Source organism: Moorena sp. SIO3I6, from assembly GCF_010672095.1.
This window is the reverse complement of sequence record NZ_JAAHHU010000135.1, coordinates 1-14,387: the sequence shown is the minus strand read 5'-3', so window position 1 is coordinate 14,387 and position 14,387 is coordinate 1. Positions and strand designations below refer to the sequence as shown.

At 43.8% G+C, this 14,387-nt stretch carries 17 protein-coding genes and 1 pseudogene; 7 read left to right on the top strand and 11 right to left on the bottom strand.

Annotated elements, in window-relative coordinates; translation table 11 throughout:
• Positions 1–430: 430 nt before the first annotated feature.
• Positions 431–631, bottom strand: coding sequence for a hypothetical protein (locus tag F6K49_RS27290; RefSeq protein ID WP_293019763.1), 201 nt, complete (start codon positions 629–631; stop codon positions 431–433).
• Positions 632–721: 90 nt separating this feature from the next.
• Positions 722–880 carry a hypothetical protein gene (locus tag F6K49_RS27285; RefSeq protein ID WP_293101623.1) on the bottom strand — a complete coding sequence of 53 codons (159 nt, stop codon included), beginning with the start codon at positions 878–880 and terminating at the stop codon, positions 722–724.
• A gap of 254 nt (positions 881–1,134) precedes the next feature.
• Here F6K49_RS27285 and F6K49_RS27280 point away from each other — a divergent pair, with 254 nt between their 5' ends.
• Positions 1,135–1,275 (top strand): hypothetical protein, encoded by a 141-nt coding sequence (locus tag F6K49_RS27280; protein ID WP_293101620.1) that lies wholly within the window; start codon positions 1,135–1,137, stop codon positions 1,273–1,275.
• A 4-nt stretch (positions 1,276–1,279) separates the two neighbouring features.
• On the opposite strand, the gene F6K49_RS27275 is transcribed toward F6K49_RS27280, so the two are convergent.
• Positions 1,280–2,089 (bottom strand): hypothetical protein, encoded by an 810-nt coding sequence (locus tag F6K49_RS27275; RefSeq protein ID WP_293027047.1) that lies wholly within the window; start codon positions 2,087–2,089, stop codon positions 1,280–1,282.
• A 292-nt stretch (positions 2,090–2,381) separates the two neighbouring features.
• On the bottom strand, positions 2,382–2,606 hold the full coding sequence (locus tag F6K49_RS27270) for a hypothetical protein (RefSeq protein ID WP_293027050.1): 225 nt from the start codon (positions 2,604–2,606) through the stop codon (positions 2,382–2,384).
• 469 nt (positions 2,607–3,075) lie between these two features.
• Between F6K49_RS27270 and F6K49_RS27265 the strand changes: the two genes are divergently transcribed.
• The 4 genes from F6K49_RS27265 (at position 3,076) to F6K49_RS27250 (ending at position 7,229) form a co-directional block, all read left to right on the top strand.
• Positions 3,076–3,201: a hypothetical protein gene (locus F6K49_RS27265; protein ID WP_293027053.1), complete on the top strand. Its 126-nt coding sequence runs from the start codon at positions 3,076–3,078 to the stop codon at positions 3,199–3,201.
• A 60-nt stretch (positions 3,202–3,261) separates the two neighbouring features.
• Complete coding sequence (locus F6K49_RS27260; protein WP_293027057.1) at positions 3,262–5,511, top strand: ribonuclease R family protein; 2,250 nt, start codon at positions 3,262–3,264, stop codon at positions 5,509–5,511.
• 231 nt (positions 5,512–5,742) lie between these two features.
• The gene (locus F6K49_RS27255; protein ID WP_293027061.1) at positions 5,743–6,369 is read left to right on the top strand and encodes a flavin prenyltransferase UbiX; all 627 of its coding nucleotides are present in this window, start codon (positions 5,743–5,745) and stop codon (positions 6,367–6,369) included.
• 209 nt (positions 6,370–6,578) lie between these two features.
• Positions 6,579–7,229 (top strand): hypothetical protein, encoded by a 651-nt coding sequence (locus tag F6K49_RS27250; RefSeq protein WP_293027065.1) that lies wholly within the window; start codon positions 6,579–6,581, stop codon positions 7,227–7,229.
• A gap of 604 nt (positions 7,230–7,833) precedes the next feature.
• On the opposite strand, the gene F6K49_RS27245 is transcribed toward F6K49_RS27250, so the two are convergent.
• Positions 7,834–8,034: a hypothetical protein gene (locus F6K49_RS27245; protein WP_293027068.1), complete on the bottom strand. Its 201-nt coding sequence runs from the start codon at positions 8,032–8,034 to the stop codon at positions 7,834–7,836.
• A gap of 209 nt (positions 8,035–8,243) precedes the next feature.
• Positions 8,244–8,558, bottom strand: coding sequence for a hypothetical protein (locus F6K49_RS27240; protein ID WP_293101615.1), 315 nt, complete (start codon positions 8,556–8,558; stop codon positions 8,244–8,246).
• 144 nt (positions 8,559–8,702) lie between these two features.
• Between F6K49_RS27240 and F6K49_RS27235 the strand changes: the two genes are divergently transcribed.
• Positions 8,703–9,251, top strand: a complete 549-nt coding sequence (locus F6K49_RS27235) for a shikimate kinase (RefSeq protein ID WP_293027075.1) — start codon at positions 8,703–8,705, stop codon at positions 9,249–9,251.
• Between the two features lie 20 nt (positions 9,252–9,271).
• Here the strand turns inward: F6K49_RS27235 and F6K49_RS27230 are convergent, their stop codons facing one another.
• Both F6K49_RS27230 and F6K49_RS27225 read right to left on the bottom strand, forming a co-directional pair.
• Positions 9,272–10,453: an aldo/keto reductase gene (locus F6K49_RS27230; protein WP_293101629.1), complete on the bottom strand. Its 1,182-nt coding sequence runs from the start codon at positions 10,451–10,453 to the stop codon at positions 9,272–9,274.
• A 99-nt stretch (positions 10,454–10,552) separates the two neighbouring features.
• Positions 10,553–10,693: a hypothetical protein gene (locus F6K49_RS27225; protein ID WP_293101612.1), complete on the bottom strand. Its 141-nt coding sequence runs from the start codon at positions 10,691–10,693 to the stop codon at positions 10,553–10,555.
• A gap of 231 nt (positions 10,694–10,924) precedes the next feature.
• Here F6K49_RS27225 and F6K49_RS27220 point away from each other — a divergent pair, with 231 nt between their 5' ends.
• Positions 10,925–11,299 carry a transposase gene (locus F6K49_RS27220; protein WP_293044226.1) on the top strand — a complete coding sequence of 125 codons (375 nt, stop codon included), beginning with the start codon at positions 10,925–10,927 and terminating at the stop codon, positions 11,297–11,299.
• A 574-nt stretch (positions 11,300–11,873) separates the two neighbouring features.
• On the opposite strand, the gene F6K49_RS27215 is transcribed toward F6K49_RS27220, so the two are convergent.
• The 3 genes and pseudogenes from F6K49_RS27215 to F6K49_RS27205 all read right to left on the bottom strand — a co-directional run.
• Complete coding sequence (locus F6K49_RS27215) at positions 11,874–12,752, bottom strand: hypothetical protein (protein ID WP_293101609.1); 879 nt, start codon at positions 12,750–12,752, stop codon at positions 11,874–11,876.
• A gap of 125 nt (positions 12,753–12,877) precedes the next feature.
• On the bottom strand, positions 12,878–13,978 hold the full coding sequence (locus F6K49_RS27210; RefSeq protein WP_293101626.1) for a DUF1565 domain-containing protein: 1,101 nt from the start codon (positions 13,976–13,978) through the stop codon (positions 12,878–12,880).
• A gap of 98 nt (positions 13,979–14,076) precedes the next feature.
• A pseudogene (locus tag F6K49_RS27205) lies at positions 14,077–14,387 on the bottom strand (hypothetical protein); the annotation flags it as partial.

The window sequence follows — 14,387 nt, the reverse complement described above, 5'->3', positions numbered from 1 at the left end:
TGGAAACCCCTATTCGTCTAATAATGGCTCTCACCACTCCTCTCCCAATCCTTGCCTAAATCCTAGTCTCTATCACCGTTTCGACTACTTTTGCCTAATGGATAGCTTAAAAAAGGGGGACTTTGAGTATGGCTCCCCCCTTTTTTAAGGGGGGCTGGGGGGGATCATAATCTTGCGGAAAACTTTGAAAACACCCCCTAGGTAATAGGCAAGACTAGGCATGCTAGCAATAGGCATGCTAGCAATAGGCAATAAGTCTAAAAAGAAAAAAAAATAGCCGTAGACATTATGTCTACGGCTTTTTCAATGCCACAATAAGTGGATTGAAATTGTCATGTCAGTCAGATCCCAAACCAAACCTGATCTGATCTTATTTTATAAGACCAGGAGGCTTTGCTAGGGGGGAAAACCCCCCCAGAAATTTAAAGTGTTATGGCAACAGCCAATACTTCATCATTGTAGTCTTCACTTCCCCTGGCACCTCCGTCGGCTCCATAGGGCTCCACTCGCAAATCTCTGCATACCCAAAAACATAAAGGGTGTGCATGCTATAGATTACTGCTTTACGAGAGCCTTTGAGAGTGTGCTCAACAGGGTATTTTTTGAGGTTTGGGTTAAATTCTGGTGACATGTTTCAAATATTGAACTCGACGTTATAAATATAATCATAATTATTATATTTTATTTTGTCAAGGGTTTTAAAAATTTTTTTTTGGAAGTTTTATGGAGAAGTTGCAATGGATTTGAACGTTATAATTAGAGGGATTAAATAGGGAATCGGGAATCGGGAATCGGGAATCGGGAATCGGGAATCGGGAATCGGGAATCGGGAACAGATAAAATGAAGATAGCGTTTATTGAATTTATGTACGCTTATCAAGCTCAAAGTCCCCCTTTTTAAGGGGGACCAACGGGGGCTCAGTTTGTACCTCATGGGAAATATAATTGCTATAGTATTTGATTAGTTAAGTAATGAAATTTATGGTTATAATTTTAGATGCCAGATTTATAGCAATTTGCAGATAATTGAATTATAAAAATTTCAACTGAACGATGAATGCTGATAGCTGACGATATCAGGTTAATAAAAAAAAGCGATACTCTTTGCTGAGCATCGCTTTTGTTGTTAATCTAATGTTACTTACAGGGTTTTTCATAACTATCAGGTACACAGGATTTTTTCCCGATTCCCGATTCCCTAACCCCTCCTGGGAGGGGTTAGGGGTGGGTTCCGATTCCCGATTCCCGATTCCCGATTCCCTTTCCTATAGCTAATAGCTTACGAATCTGAAGGTATTGGTTGGGATTCTAGATACCTCAGAAAAGACATTAACTCATCGTCACTGAGCAGCTGACGCGATCGCTTACCGTAAGTTTGTAGAAGATAGTCTTTCCCCTGTTGAGTTGTCCAACCCAGACGCTTCATTTCTACATTGGTTTTAGTAATGATTTCAGAATGGTCAATAATCGGAAGACTCGATGATCCCATGTCACTGGTGTTAGTCTCCATGGTATGTTGAGAATATGACTGGACTGGAGGATCAGGTTGTGAGGTCTGGTAGCTAATTGGCTCCCTCTTCTTAGGGATGTCAGCTGGCACAGAGGTTTCTACTTCCCTTGAGAAGGAATCATTGCTAAAGTTCCTTGCTGGTTCTACTGATGGGATATTGGCAGCGGTTTCCCTAACCTCTCTAGCTCTTGACTCTGAGAAAGAGTAACTACTGGTGTCACCGGTTCGAGTAGCTTGAGTAAAATGATGATTGGGTTGAGTCTGTTCCTGACTTGCTGAGGTCGAGCCAACATCATAGCGAGGCAATGGTTGCAGCGGCAGATTTACCTCACGCTTTGCTCTGGGATTATCCTTGTTTTGATCAATCCCTTTGGTGCTATCCATGCCTAAAGCAGCTAAGGCTCTAAGTCTGGCTTGATCTTCTGCTAATTCAACGGTTTGGGCAGCAGCTAGACCAGTGACCAAAATGGTATCCTCAACTTTAACGGAGCAACGTACTATGTACTGACCATGGTCAATCGCTAAAAGATCGCTGATCAAGCTGCCTTGAGGATAACGATCTCGGAACTGAGTAAACATAAAACCATTTCCTGCCCAAATCTAAGCATTACATCATAGCATAGCTTGACCCGAGAACTGTAGCAAAGGGAACAGCTGATCTGCGGATCACCGGAACATTTCTTCCCGATTCCGTACTCCCGTTGATGTACAATAAAACATAATATAATAGAACTATCTTTGGTAAGCTGGCGCTAAATCCTTCTGTAGTTCAAGTCTTCAACAGACGTAGGAGAAAGGAATTTCAGTGGTGTTCCTGATCCAGTTGAGCAGCACAGCCAAGCAAAACCAAAGTTTCTTTTTCCCAGGCGCTCTAGGAACAGGAAATCAGAGGGCGGGTACCTCCAAGTTCCCCTCGTTGCCCACACCTACTATGTTCCACAAGAGCTGTTATCTCCTGATGTAGTCCGTTGCCTTTTAGCCTACGCAAGTCAGTATGACGATTCAGCAAATCTGAATTTAGGGCGTAAGCGTGACCAATCGGTTGCCCAATAGGTAGACTAGTAGATATAACTGGGGAATTTGGACACAGTTCCAAGGCTGACCAGACTAAGCTAAGCTTCTCTTTTGCCCCAGGGGCTAAAGCATCGGCAAAGCAAGGGGACTAAGTTACCAGCAAGCTTAATGGTTCCGAGTATTGCAGTGTCTGAACATAAGAGTTCTAACCAAAGAAACTGGGTGGCATTGGACATTCTCACTCTTGCTCTTGGAATCGGTTGCTTCTTATACATAACTGCCTGATTAGTACCCGTTTGATGACAACTTCGCCAACGAAACAATCGTCCTGGGGGCCTCAAACCGTAACTCAAAGAAGGTGCCATGGCGTTTGAATCACTGGCTATTGACCAAGCTCTGACTCAAAAATCCCGCAAGCTTTGTTAGGTGAGTCATTATCCTAAAAAGTTACCCTGACCTTAGTCTTGCTTCGGAACAAAAACAACAGAGTCGGTTAACCAGTTTAGGCAAACCATCAGTGGATACCCTTTCCTGGGAAAGAAACACAAGGGGTGGAACAAGTTCAGCTACCCGGGAATACTGATGCACTATTCTCTGCTGTTGGGGAAGTGTACACCTGGCTTGCCTTTCAATGTTCAGCCGATGACCCGATCGCATCAGGGACTGTCCTACCCTAGCGATCGCATAGTCTTAAGGGCAACAAGCAAAAACCACGATCAGACGAAAAGGATTGTTGGATGGAATTTTCAATCGCTACATTACTTTCTAATTTTACCGATGATAAACTAGTGGCACCCAAAGTCTTAGAAAAAAAACTTGGTTGCCAAGACAAAGACGGTCTCAAAAAACTCCAGATTGCCCTGGATGCACTGGAAAAATTAGGAATTCTGGTCAAAGATCGCGGCAGGTATCGGCGTGTTTATGAAGAAGATGTGGTGGAAGCCAAGCTGCGCTGTTCCAGTAAAGGCTTTTGTTTCGCCATCCAAGAAGTCGAGGGAGCCGATGATATTTACATTCGGGAGAGCAATCTGAGTACTGCCTGGAATGGCGATCGCGTCCTAGTCAAAGTTACCAAAGAAGGTAGCCGACGCCGCTCTCCTGAAGGAGAAGTGCGGTTAATTCTCGAACGGGTAAATCCTTCAGTGCTAGCGCGAGTCAAGGAAATTGGTAATGGTTACCGAGCCTTTCCCCTTGATGACCGACTCTTGTTTGAACTAGATCTTGAACCGGATGAGGAAACCTTAGACAAAGCAGTGGATCATCTGGTTCATGTAGAAGTGCTACGCTACCCCCTCGGACAAAACCCTCCCCTGGGAAAAGTTGCCCGTATTTTAGGAAGTGATGCAGAAGATGCGGCTGACACCGACATTGTCTGTTGCAAGCACGATTTACGCTCTAACTTCCCTGATGAGGTACTTCTAGCCGCTGATAACTTACCGAAAAAGCTGAAAAAATCAGACTATACCCAGCGCCTAGATTTGCGAAAAGTTCTGACCATTACCATTGAAGATAAGCTAGCTAACTCAGAGAAGGTAATTGTAGAAAACGCCTTTACTCTAGAAAAAACCGAAGCAAATCAGTGGCAACTGGGGATACATATTGCTGATGTGGCTTACTTTGTCCCTGACTCTCCCTTGGCTGATGAAGCCAGAAAAAGGGGTACAGCAGTTTATCTGTCCGATCTGATATTGCCTTTACTACCGGAAGCCGTTGCCCAGCTTTGTTCCCTAGTACCAGGTCAAGACCGCTTAACCATGTCGGTACTACTCACTCTAGACGAAGCTGGTAAGGTAGTAGAATATGAGATTCAACCGTCCATAATCCAGGTACACTACCAGCTCACTTATGAGCAGGCTCAGTCCCTTCTGGGGGGACATGAGGAAGCTGACTCAGAATTGGCACCTGTGGTGGACATACTCAAGGAACTGTTTTTTACCTTGAGTCCAGCAGTCAGGGCGCAACGAAAGCAGCGGGGTGCCTTTGACCTAAATTTGTCCCAGATTCCATACCCCTATAAAGATGAAGGAAGAGTGGGGGCTCTGGAGGTTTCTTCAACAGTACCAATGCAGTCGTTGTTGAAGGAATTAGTGATCTTAGCCAATCAAGCAATAGCTACCCATATCCAAGCCCTAGGTTTGCCAGGGATTTACTGTGTCCAGGGGCTACCGGATTGGGATGGGCTTCAGGATTTGATTAGGTTGGGCATGAATCTAGAGCTAGATATGCAGCTTGAGAAAGAAGAAACCATTACCTCTCAAGACTATCAGGGCTTTACCCAGCTATTTTCCAAATCCATAGCACCTAAAGTATTGATCTATTTGTTGTTATCAACCTTAAAACCAACAGGTTATAGTTCAAAACCAGGATCCCACTTTGGTCTAGCATTGGATACTGGGTATACTCACGGAGTATCACCACTGAGGCGCTATGGAGATTTATGGGTACAACAGTTACTGCATTTGGTATTTGAAAAAGGAAGAGACCGTCGTTCTACCCGTTCCAAAGACCGCGTAAATCTCAATCATAGCAGCTGTCAAGGTAATATAAACTGGAATGTTTTACCACCAGAAATTCACCAAGAGTTAGAAAATCAGTTAACTACATTAATTCCCCATCTCAATGACCGTGAAAAGATCACCATGGATGCAGAGATGGATTTACAGGGGTTAAAGAAAGCTGAACAAATGAAAGAGCGTACAGGAGATATCTTCAGCGGTCTAATTACTGGGGTTCAATCCTACGGCTTTTTTGTCGAAATTGAAGACTTGTTAGTAGAAGGATTAGTTCACGTTAGCTCTCTCAAGGATGACTGGTACGAGTATCGCTCCCGTCACGCCTGCCTAGTGGGTCGCAAAAATCGCACTGCCTATCGCTTAGGCGATCGCGTCGAAGTCCAAGTCAAGAGTGTGGATTATTACCGTCAACAAATTGACCTGGTCACCGTAAGTGGCGGTAGTTTTGCTAGTAACGAAGATTTAGAGGAGTAAATTATTAGTGATTGGTTAGTAGGTTACTAGAAGGTTAACTAACCACTAACCACTAACCAATCACTACCAATGAAATCATATTAAGTCCAGTTAATCACTTATAATAGTATTGATGATAATAGGGTTAATTCCCTTTTGTTAATTAACAATTTTAAATTAAAAATTAATAAACAAATGACGAACACCATTCAATGATAAGTATTAAACCGGACATGATTTGACTACTGACTAATGACAATTCCTTTAATTCTTGGTGTCACCGGTGCATCTGGGCTAATCTATGCTGTACGGGCTTTAAAGTATTTACTAGAGGCTGACTATGCTATTGAGCTGGTGGCATCGAAATCTACCTATATGGTTTGGCAGGCAGAGCAAAATATTCGCATGCCTCTAGAACCCGATCTACAAGAACAATTCTGGCGTCAGCAAGCGGCAGTCGATCAGGGAGGCAAACTCATTTGTCATCGGTGGGGGGATGTGGGAGCCAGCATTGCTAGTGGTTCTTTCCGTACTTTAGGAATGGTGATCATGCCCTGTAGTATGAATACCGTAGCGAAAATGGCTGCGGGCTTCAGTACTGACCTGCTGGAGCGTTCAGCAGATGTTCAAATTAAAGAAGGGCGTCAGCTAGTAATCGTACCTCGGGAAACACCCTTTAGTTTAATCCATCTGCGTAACCTGACCAGATTAGCAGAAACAGGAGTTAGAATAGTTCCAGCTATTCCCGCTTGGTACCATAACCCTCAAACCATCGAAGATTTGGTGGATTTTGTGGTAGCTCGTGCTTTAGACCAGTTAGACATTGACTGCATTCCCCTAAAACGGTGGCAGGGGAGAAGTAATGATTCCCTACTATGATAGGTAGGAAATAAAGATATCGGAAAGATGGGGGAAAATAGGGCAGAGTTAAAAGACCGAGTAGTAGGAGGCTAAATCGTCAGAGTTTTCTGCCTTGAGCCGGACATATGCTGATAAATCTTCATCACCCCTCAACCTTTAACCTATAACCTTCAATCCCTTGGTTTATGTTTAGGATTATTATATTCTTATGTTTGGTAATAGGTGGATTGGCACTGTTTGTTGTTGATAATTGGTTGCCAGTGCTACCGTTAGTCTTTCTCGGCATGAAGACACCACCTCTACCTCTAGCCTTGTGGATTGTTGGTGCCATTGGAGCTGGAGTTCTAACTAGCATCAGCCTACGACTCCCCAATTACCTGGCTTGGCGTTACTCTCGTCGAAATTCTGAACCACCAGACGACGAGCCATTATTTTCTGAATATAGCCGTCGTGAAAGTTATCAAACCCAGACGAGGCAGGAGAAAACTCGTGAGCGTCCAGCCTCGAAACAAACGTCAAAAGATGATACAAGCTCGGATTGGGAAGAAAGTAGTAGTCAAGAGTGGGAGTTTGAGGAAGATCAGAATTCAGATCGAGTTTCATCAGGTCGCCAAGGGGTTAAGCAAGATTCGACCTCACACACCACTAAAGGGGATCCCACTAGCTATGACCTGAGCGAAGAACCCGAAAGTAGTGATCAAAGTGGCTCTGTTTATTCCTATAGTTATCGCAAACCTGGTAATTCAGGTGTTGGTAAATCCGAAACAGTTTACGATGCCAAGTATCGAGTAATTAATCCACCTTACAAGAAAGTAGCTAAGCAGCCTGAAGAGGATGAAGAGGACTGGGGGTTTGAGGATGATGAAGACTTTGAATAACCTTACTGACGGTTGATTTTCTTGCTCGTTGGAGAGAGTTTGAGACGGAATTGAATACCCCGTCCTCTTAGGTCGGGGATTAATTTTCCCAGTGTGGTGTTAATATAAGAAATAAGGGTCTCAAAAAAAAACTGGGTATTGACCCTACCAGCTACCGACCGTGCGGGGGAAAGTTACGCCCAGGTCGATAACAGCCAATTAGGTTGTGCCTAAGAATCCCCATTCCGGCGACGGATGGGGAAGTTCAAGACTAGCATAACAATAGCAGCCAAGGCAGTGAAAGGTCACTTCTTGGCTGTCACTGTTAGATAGTTACTCAATAATTATCCATTTGGGTAACATACTCCCACACTGACAAGTACGGTTCAGTGTGTGCTTCTTAGCAACTCCAGCTATTGCGAACGGATACACGGGTTACTTTATTAACGACACAGGATGCCCCGACCCGCCGGAACAATACAATAAGTTCTATTTTTAAGCACGTAGGTGGCGGTTAGCTCTTAATTTATTTTCCCTACTATTATAAACTATTATAAACCCTGTCCGCAATTCATCTGACACTTATGCTGCGCATGTTCGTTGTGAGCCATAAGAGCGGATGAAGCTAATTGTTCATTTGTTCGCGAGATTGCTGTCTCACGCGACCAGTCATAGCGGCTTCTTGTAAGACCATAAAGGCATCCAGATCCGCCAAATCGTACTTTTTATGTTTTTGATGAAGCATCCTGCGTAATTTATCCTCGGCTTCTATGGTAAGATAACCGGTGGTGAGAGCTTGTTTGACAATGTCACGAATTAGCAACATTTACTTTGTTACCCCTACTATAGATGGAGTGACCACTAGTGAAAACCAGTAGATCGGTTCCACTAGTTGATAGTTTTGTGAAACACCGAAATCAGCTGCTTCATCAGGTAGTTGAGCGCCAGGGATTAGAAACTATGCTTTATACATATTTGAGTCTCCCTGGTCTAAAAAATTGAGGATTATTTTACCCTCGTGCCAAGCTTGGACTTTTATTCAGTCCAGAGCCTGACCAGTCTTACGGTGGTCAAACACCGCTTACCCAGTCGGCTTAGGTCTAAGCCTAAGTTTCTGGCTATTTTTATAATGATGGCGGTTTTAACCGCCTTGTCTTGCTTCCTCCGCCACATAGCCACATGAATTATGACGGTTTCCACGTTCCCGTTGTCTTGATGCAGTCGCAGATGAGCAAAACCACGGCAGTTGCTCATAGGGAGAGGCTGTGTGCTAAGGCTTACCGAAGCACCAAAGTCAGGCCCAGTGGTTACCCCCTTTGGCCTCACTGGCTCCCCAAAACCACGGTACATCGATTTTTTTGGGATGAAGTTTAGATGAAGCTATTGTGGATAATAACATAAATGTGAAAGGCTGTCTCCCAGTGGGAACCCTATAGTGGTACGGTTTATTAAGTGAACTAAGGGTAATCACTGATTAAACTGGAGAGGGCATGCGTGAATGACTTGTTGAAGGGCATCAATGTTTTTCTGATTGGCATGATGGGCGCTGGCAAAACTACTGTTGGAGGTTTACTAGCTAGTGAGCTAGGCTATGGTTTTTGTGATACAGATGCCCTGATTGAGCAAATTGCAGGTAAAACGATTAACCAGATATTTGCTGACGACGGTGAAGAAGTCTTTCGACAGCTGGAGACTCAGGTACTCTCGGAACTATCGGCTTATCAGCAATTGATTGTTGCTACAGGAGGCGGTATTGTAATTAAACCCCAGAATTGGAGTTATCTGCATTATGGTCTGGTGGTCTGGTTGGATGTGCCTGTGGCAATGTTAATCGAACGCTTGCAAGAGGATACCACTCGCCCCTTATTACAGAAACCTGATCCTGCTTTAGAATTGCAGAAAATTCTTGACCAAAGACGGAGTCTTTATGAATTAGCTGACCTTCACATCTGTCAACAATCTGGGCAGACTGCACCAGAGGTGGCTTCACGAGTTATTACAGAGATTCCGAAAGTTCTTAAAAAATCTACACAAAAAAATTAGGGTCGTTTTAGAGCCATTCATTATTGTTGGGATAGGCGTTTGACTGGTTTACCCCCTAATAAGTTATGGGCATCTTCCAGAAAAGCTGGTATTAGATCAGCATGAGGACTTTTACGCAAACATTCCGTCAGGTCTAATTCTCTGACCTGATTGGCTTGGGCCCCAGGAAACCAGTGACCCGCATTAGTTAAAAGGTTGTAGCGCATTTTTGCATACTCAACCAGATCGTACGCGATCGCTAAATTCCTCAACCACAAAATCACTGGAATATTTATACCACCTGGGGTTTCTGAATGGGTGGGTAAACCAATGTGCCAACTTCGGAACCAGTCTTCTCCCAATTTTGCGATCGCTTCTGACTCCAAACGCTCTAAAATCGGTGGTAATATTTCCTCTGAGTGCTCCAGAAGTTCTACAGCTTTGAGGTGTTCATCAAAATCTGATGGTCGAGATGCGCCTAGACTCAAGGTATGGACCTGGGGATGGCTCAAACAAAACAAATCATTAAACACCATTGGGCTAAGGGGAGCACAAAGTTCCACTAACCGTTGTGGTGGTTTATAGAGCATACCCCCTTTATCGGAAGGGCTAATGATGAACACCCCCATATCGTGACGAGTAGCGGCTTCAATAGCAGGCCAATTTAACTGATTAATGTAATACCAGTGCAGGTTAACGTAGTCAAACTGGTCGGTTTCAATGGTGTTAACAATTACATCTGTAGGACCATGGGTGGAGAAGCCAATAAACCGTACCTTACCCTCTGCTTGAAGCTGTCGCGCCACATCTAAATAACCACCGGGACGGATAGTATCATCTAGCAACTCAGGGGTATTAATCCCATGGATTCCCAGTAGGTCAACATAGTCAAGTTGTAGGAAACCGAGGGATTGATTAAACTTACGACGAAACTCTTTGGGGTCAGGCTTAGGAGTAACTTTAGTCTGAACAATCAGTTGTTCTCGGGTAAATTTGGGCAAAATCTCTCCTAATTGCATCTCAGAAGTACCATAGCCACGAGCAGTTTCTATGTGATGAATGCCAACTTCTAAAGAACGACGGATTGTTGCTTCGACATTCTGTTGATGATCTCGGGGAATTTGCTCCTTGGGAACATCCTGCCACTTGAACTGGTATCGCATACCACCACAGGAAAAGACTGGCATCTGTAACTCTGTACGCCCAAATCTTCGATATTGCATCATAAACGTGCTTTGAATCACCCAGCTGCTAGTGTCTGCTCTTTGTCCATCTAACTACTTTTACATTACTTGACAACGTCAGCATTCAGCCGTCAGCATTCAGCCGTCAGCATTCCGTAACTCAGCATTATTCGAATGCTTACCTGTTGTCTTGATCCAATAGCGAGTGGTTTTGGGTCTGTGTGGGTCACCTGCGTCCGCACCGCTGTTTGCCCCGTGGAAACCACGCCAGTTGCTCATGGGGGGAACCCCCACAGGTCGGCACTGGCTCACGGTCATCTCAAGCACCATTAGCAAGTTCAGGTGACGTGACCTCCCCTGTTCCCTTGCTGCATCGCTGATTCAAAGGCTGACAGCTGACAGCTGACGGCTGAATGCTTACCAGCCTCGAATGTTAAGCCAATCGGATCTAGATTTTACCAAGCTAGTCAGGTACAATGAGGATACCTCAGATAATTCTGCTCAAGAACCATGAAAGCCTACTCTGTTGATCTTAGACAAAAAATTATTGATGCTTATAATCAAGGCAATATCTCTCAACGTAAGCTTGCTCAACAGTTTAATGTTGCCTTAAGCTTTGTTCAAAAATTACTCAAACAGTATCGAGAAACCGGAAATATTGCTCCCAAAGTTCGAACTAAACAAACTCCGATAAAACTTACCCCAGAGCAATTAGCTATTCTCCGAGATCTTGTCATCAAAAACAATGATGCTACCTTAGATGAACTCCGGATTTGGTTAGCCGAAGAAACGGGAGTTTTAATTGGTCGTTCCACAGTCGATAGAATGATTAAACGTTTGAATTTAACCCGTAAAAGAAACCATAGACGCCACAAACAAAAATAAATAGGCACAAATAAATTCAAAAATAATCTTTATATAGCACTACCCATTCAGATGTTTGACATTCCTAAACTCCGAAACTCAGTCATAGCTGACTTCTGACTTCTGACTTCTGACTTCTGACTTCTGACTTCTGACTTCTGACTTCTGACTTGGGCGTAGCGCTATATTTCATGGATAATGGGTACTGGGGCAATGGGGAATAGTAATCAGATTAATGATACCCCATTACCTCATCCCAATTACCAAAATTGTAAGCGGTCAGCAGTCAGCGGTCAGCTTAAAATAAACCTCATTTGGGAGAATTTAAAGGTGCGCTTGACCCATTAAGAATTAAATTTGCCACGGGTCGCACTTAATAGTTCGAGATTTTATCGAATTCAAAGTCTCGGTAGTAAGCATGCAGCCGTCAGCTGATAGCTGATAGCACCATCTGTAGCACCATCTGTAGCACCATCTGTAGGCCATTAGCTGATAGCTGATAGCTGATAGCTGATAGCTGATAGCTGATAGCTGATAGCTGACTGCTTACCCAAAATTTAGGGACTATTTGATAAGTGATTAACCAGACTTAATCTCAAATATCTTGAGCTGCCCGCTGAATCAGATGACGAGCAACAGTTTGAATCCCAGTATGCTCATAACAATTAGTGCTAGCGTCTAGAAATGCCGCTACATAGTCTAACTTGTCATCAGCAACTTCTATGAAGCCACCCAGACGCTCAAACAGTGACTCAGGGCTTAACCCAGTAGAGGAAATTAAATTATTCATCCAGTCACCAACTGCGTCAAACGTGTTACTGATAAATCCCTGTTTATCGGATTCAGGAATTGAGTCACGGAGGACTTCAAAGGCTCGATTATCTTCTAGAGCGGACTCCCCTCCTTCATCCAGGCTATTTCGGACTTTAGAGATGAAGTCAGCACCCAGAGGAATTAGACCATCGATGCAAACTAAGGCTACCATTCGCATCAGAGCTTCGTTATGATAGTTTTCTGTCACAGAAGCAGCAAAATCCACGGGATTAAAGCCAAGGCCGTGAATCTTGCTATGAGCGATCAGTTCTCCGACCAGTTTTATACTCAAATCAAAAGATTGAACGGTGTCAGCTTTGGGAGTCAGTTTGTCTAAGAATGGGATCCAACTCAAAGTATCCCCGACTTTGTCAGCTAAAGCTGCTGCTGCGATCGCTGTGTCAGTATTGTCAAGAGTTTGGTAAATCCAGATAGCTGTTTGGTATCCCTGATCAGGGTCTTCGTACAGCTCAAGGGCGCGGGCACTAATTGACTCAATCACATCTTGATCTGTTTCCCCTGTAACTGCGCTAATTGTATTGTGAAAACCGACGAGATTTTCCCATTCCCCCGGAACAACAAAATCCAGGACATTCAGTACTGTTACGGTTATATTATCCGTTGGAAGTTCGTCAACTAATTCAATAATTGATTGACCCATTTTCAGTTGTTTTAATTATAAACTTCTCTCACGAAAACATACACAATTTTAAATGTCAATTGTGAAGGAATCATGAAAAAAATCTGTAAGCTATCAGCTTTGCTTAGGTAGCATACTGAGCAATACTAATTAACGTCAAAGTCTTCAGGAAATTCAGGAGAACTTGGTTGAGCTTCTAGCAGTGCAGCAACCCCATCCCCCTTGAGCTGATTACCAATTACTAATAGCTTTTTGCCAGTAACATTATAAATGTCATAACGTTCATTGCCTTCAAAAAGGTTATTTCCAGGAGTACTAGCAGTGCCTAAATCTGGCTGAGATTGGCTAATCGCTACCAAGCCATCCCTACTATTGTTGATAATTTGGTTCTCGCGCAGCACAGGACGTGCAGACCCTTCAATCACTACCCCGTCAATGTTGTCACGAATCTGATTATTTACTACCAAGGGTGAACTGTTGCCCCCTATCGCCAAACCATGACCGGTTTGCTCAATAATATTACCCCGGATTTCTCCTGTTGCTTCCCGAGTTACAGAGATACCGTTTCCTTGGTTATTGGCAAAACGGTTATTTTCAATCAGAGGATTTCCTTTACCACTAACAAACACTCCTTCGCGATCGCTATTGATAAAGGTATTGTTACGAATGATGGGATTGGTGGATTCTACCCACACACCACTCCCTCTGGTATTAGGATTAGTAATAGTTAGTCCCAGAATCTGAGTATCTTGAGCTGCCAATATCGTCACATTCTGACCTGCCCACGTGCGACTGAGGTAAAGACCGCCACCAATTATCACTACTCCTTCACCTCTAGCGGACTTGTTTCCCTGGAGAATCATGCCAGGTTTGAGTTTAAGGGGAAAGGTTTCTCCCTGTTCAACGGTGTACTGACCTGGCGCTAGCTGGATAGTAGCTAAGGGACGAGCTTGCTTTAAGGCATAGGTAATAGTTTTGAAGGGATTAGCAGTGGTTAGACCAGCGTTTTCCGTGTCCGTACCCTGTTGAGAATCCACGTACAAAACTTGCTTAATCGCTGGCGGCGACTGCCTAGGGTTCGCTCTCGGTAAGGTACGAGTAGGAAAATTGTCTGGTGTTGGTCTACTTATCCTGCCAGATGAATCCCATTGCTCACAGCCTGTTACCGCTAAAGCCATTATTAATCCAGCAGCAACTAATACAAAGTTAGGGGATTCAGTCAGCTTATCAACTTTGTATTGCAGCATTGTCAAGGTTAGTACTTAACTCGATGAGAGCAAAATTTTATTAGTGTATTATAGCGTTTTTCATCACTATGAAAAACGCTATAGTAGTTCACTCTAGGCTAGTCAATTTCTTCAGCAGCACGAAGAATTAAATGACGCGCAACGGTTTGAATACCAGTATGCTCATAGTAGTTAGTGCTAGCGTCTAGAAATGCCGCCACATAGTCTAACTTGTCATCGGCAATTTCTACAAAACCCCCGAGACTGTCGGACAGTGAATCACGGCTTAATCCAACGGAGGAAACTAGATTATCCATCCAGCCACCAACTGCATCAAAGGTTTGAGTAATGAATCCCTGTTTATCGCCATCTGGGATTGAGTCCCTGATGGCTTCAAACTCATCATTGTTGGAAAAGGATGATTGATCTC

Coding starts and splice junctions, on each gene's coding strand:
- F6K49_RS27290 (WP_293019763.1), bottom strand. CDS start 631: ATGTCACCAGAATTTAACCCAAACCTCAAAAAATACCCTGTTGAGCAC.
- F6K49_RS27280 (WP_293101620.1), top strand. CDS start 1,135: ATGTTACTTACAGGGTTTTTCATAACTATCAGGTACACAGGATTTTTT.
- F6K49_RS27275 (WP_293027047.1), bottom strand. CDS start 2,089: ATGTTTACTCAGTTCCGAGATCGTTATCCTCAAGGCAGCTTGATCAGC.
- F6K49_RS27260 (WP_293027057.1), top strand. CDS start 3,262: ATGGAATTTTCAATCGCTACATTACTTTCTAATTTTACCGATGATAAA.
- F6K49_RS27255 (WP_293027061.1), top strand. CDS start 5,743: ATGACAATTCCTTTAATTCTTGGTGTCACCGGTGCATCTGGGCTAATC.
- F6K49_RS27245 (WP_293027068.1), bottom strand. CDS start 8,034: ATGTTGCTAATTCGTGACATTGTCAAACAAGCTCTCACCACCGGTTAT.
- F6K49_RS27240 (WP_293101615.1), bottom strand. CDS start 8,558: ATGTACCGTGGTTTTGGGGAGCCAGTGAGGCCAAAGGGGGTAACCACT.
- F6K49_RS27230 (WP_293101629.1), bottom strand. CDS start 10,453: ATGCAATATCGAAGATTTGGGCGTACAGAGTTACAGATGCCAGTCTTT.
- F6K49_RS27225 (WP_293101612.1), bottom strand. CDS start 10,693: ATGAGCAACTGGCGTGGTTTCCACGGGGCAAACAGCGGTGCGGACGCA.
- F6K49_RS27220 (WP_293044226.1), top strand. CDS start 10,925: ATGAAAGCCTACTCTGTTGATCTTAGACAAAAAATTATTGATGCTTAT.
- F6K49_RS27215 (WP_293101609.1), bottom strand. CDS start 12,752: ATGGGTCAATCAATTATTGAATTAGTTGACGAACTTCCAACGGATAAT.
- F6K49_RS27210 (WP_293101626.1), bottom strand. CDS start 13,978: ATGCTGCAATACAAAGTTGATAAGCTGACTGAATCCCCTAACTTTGTA.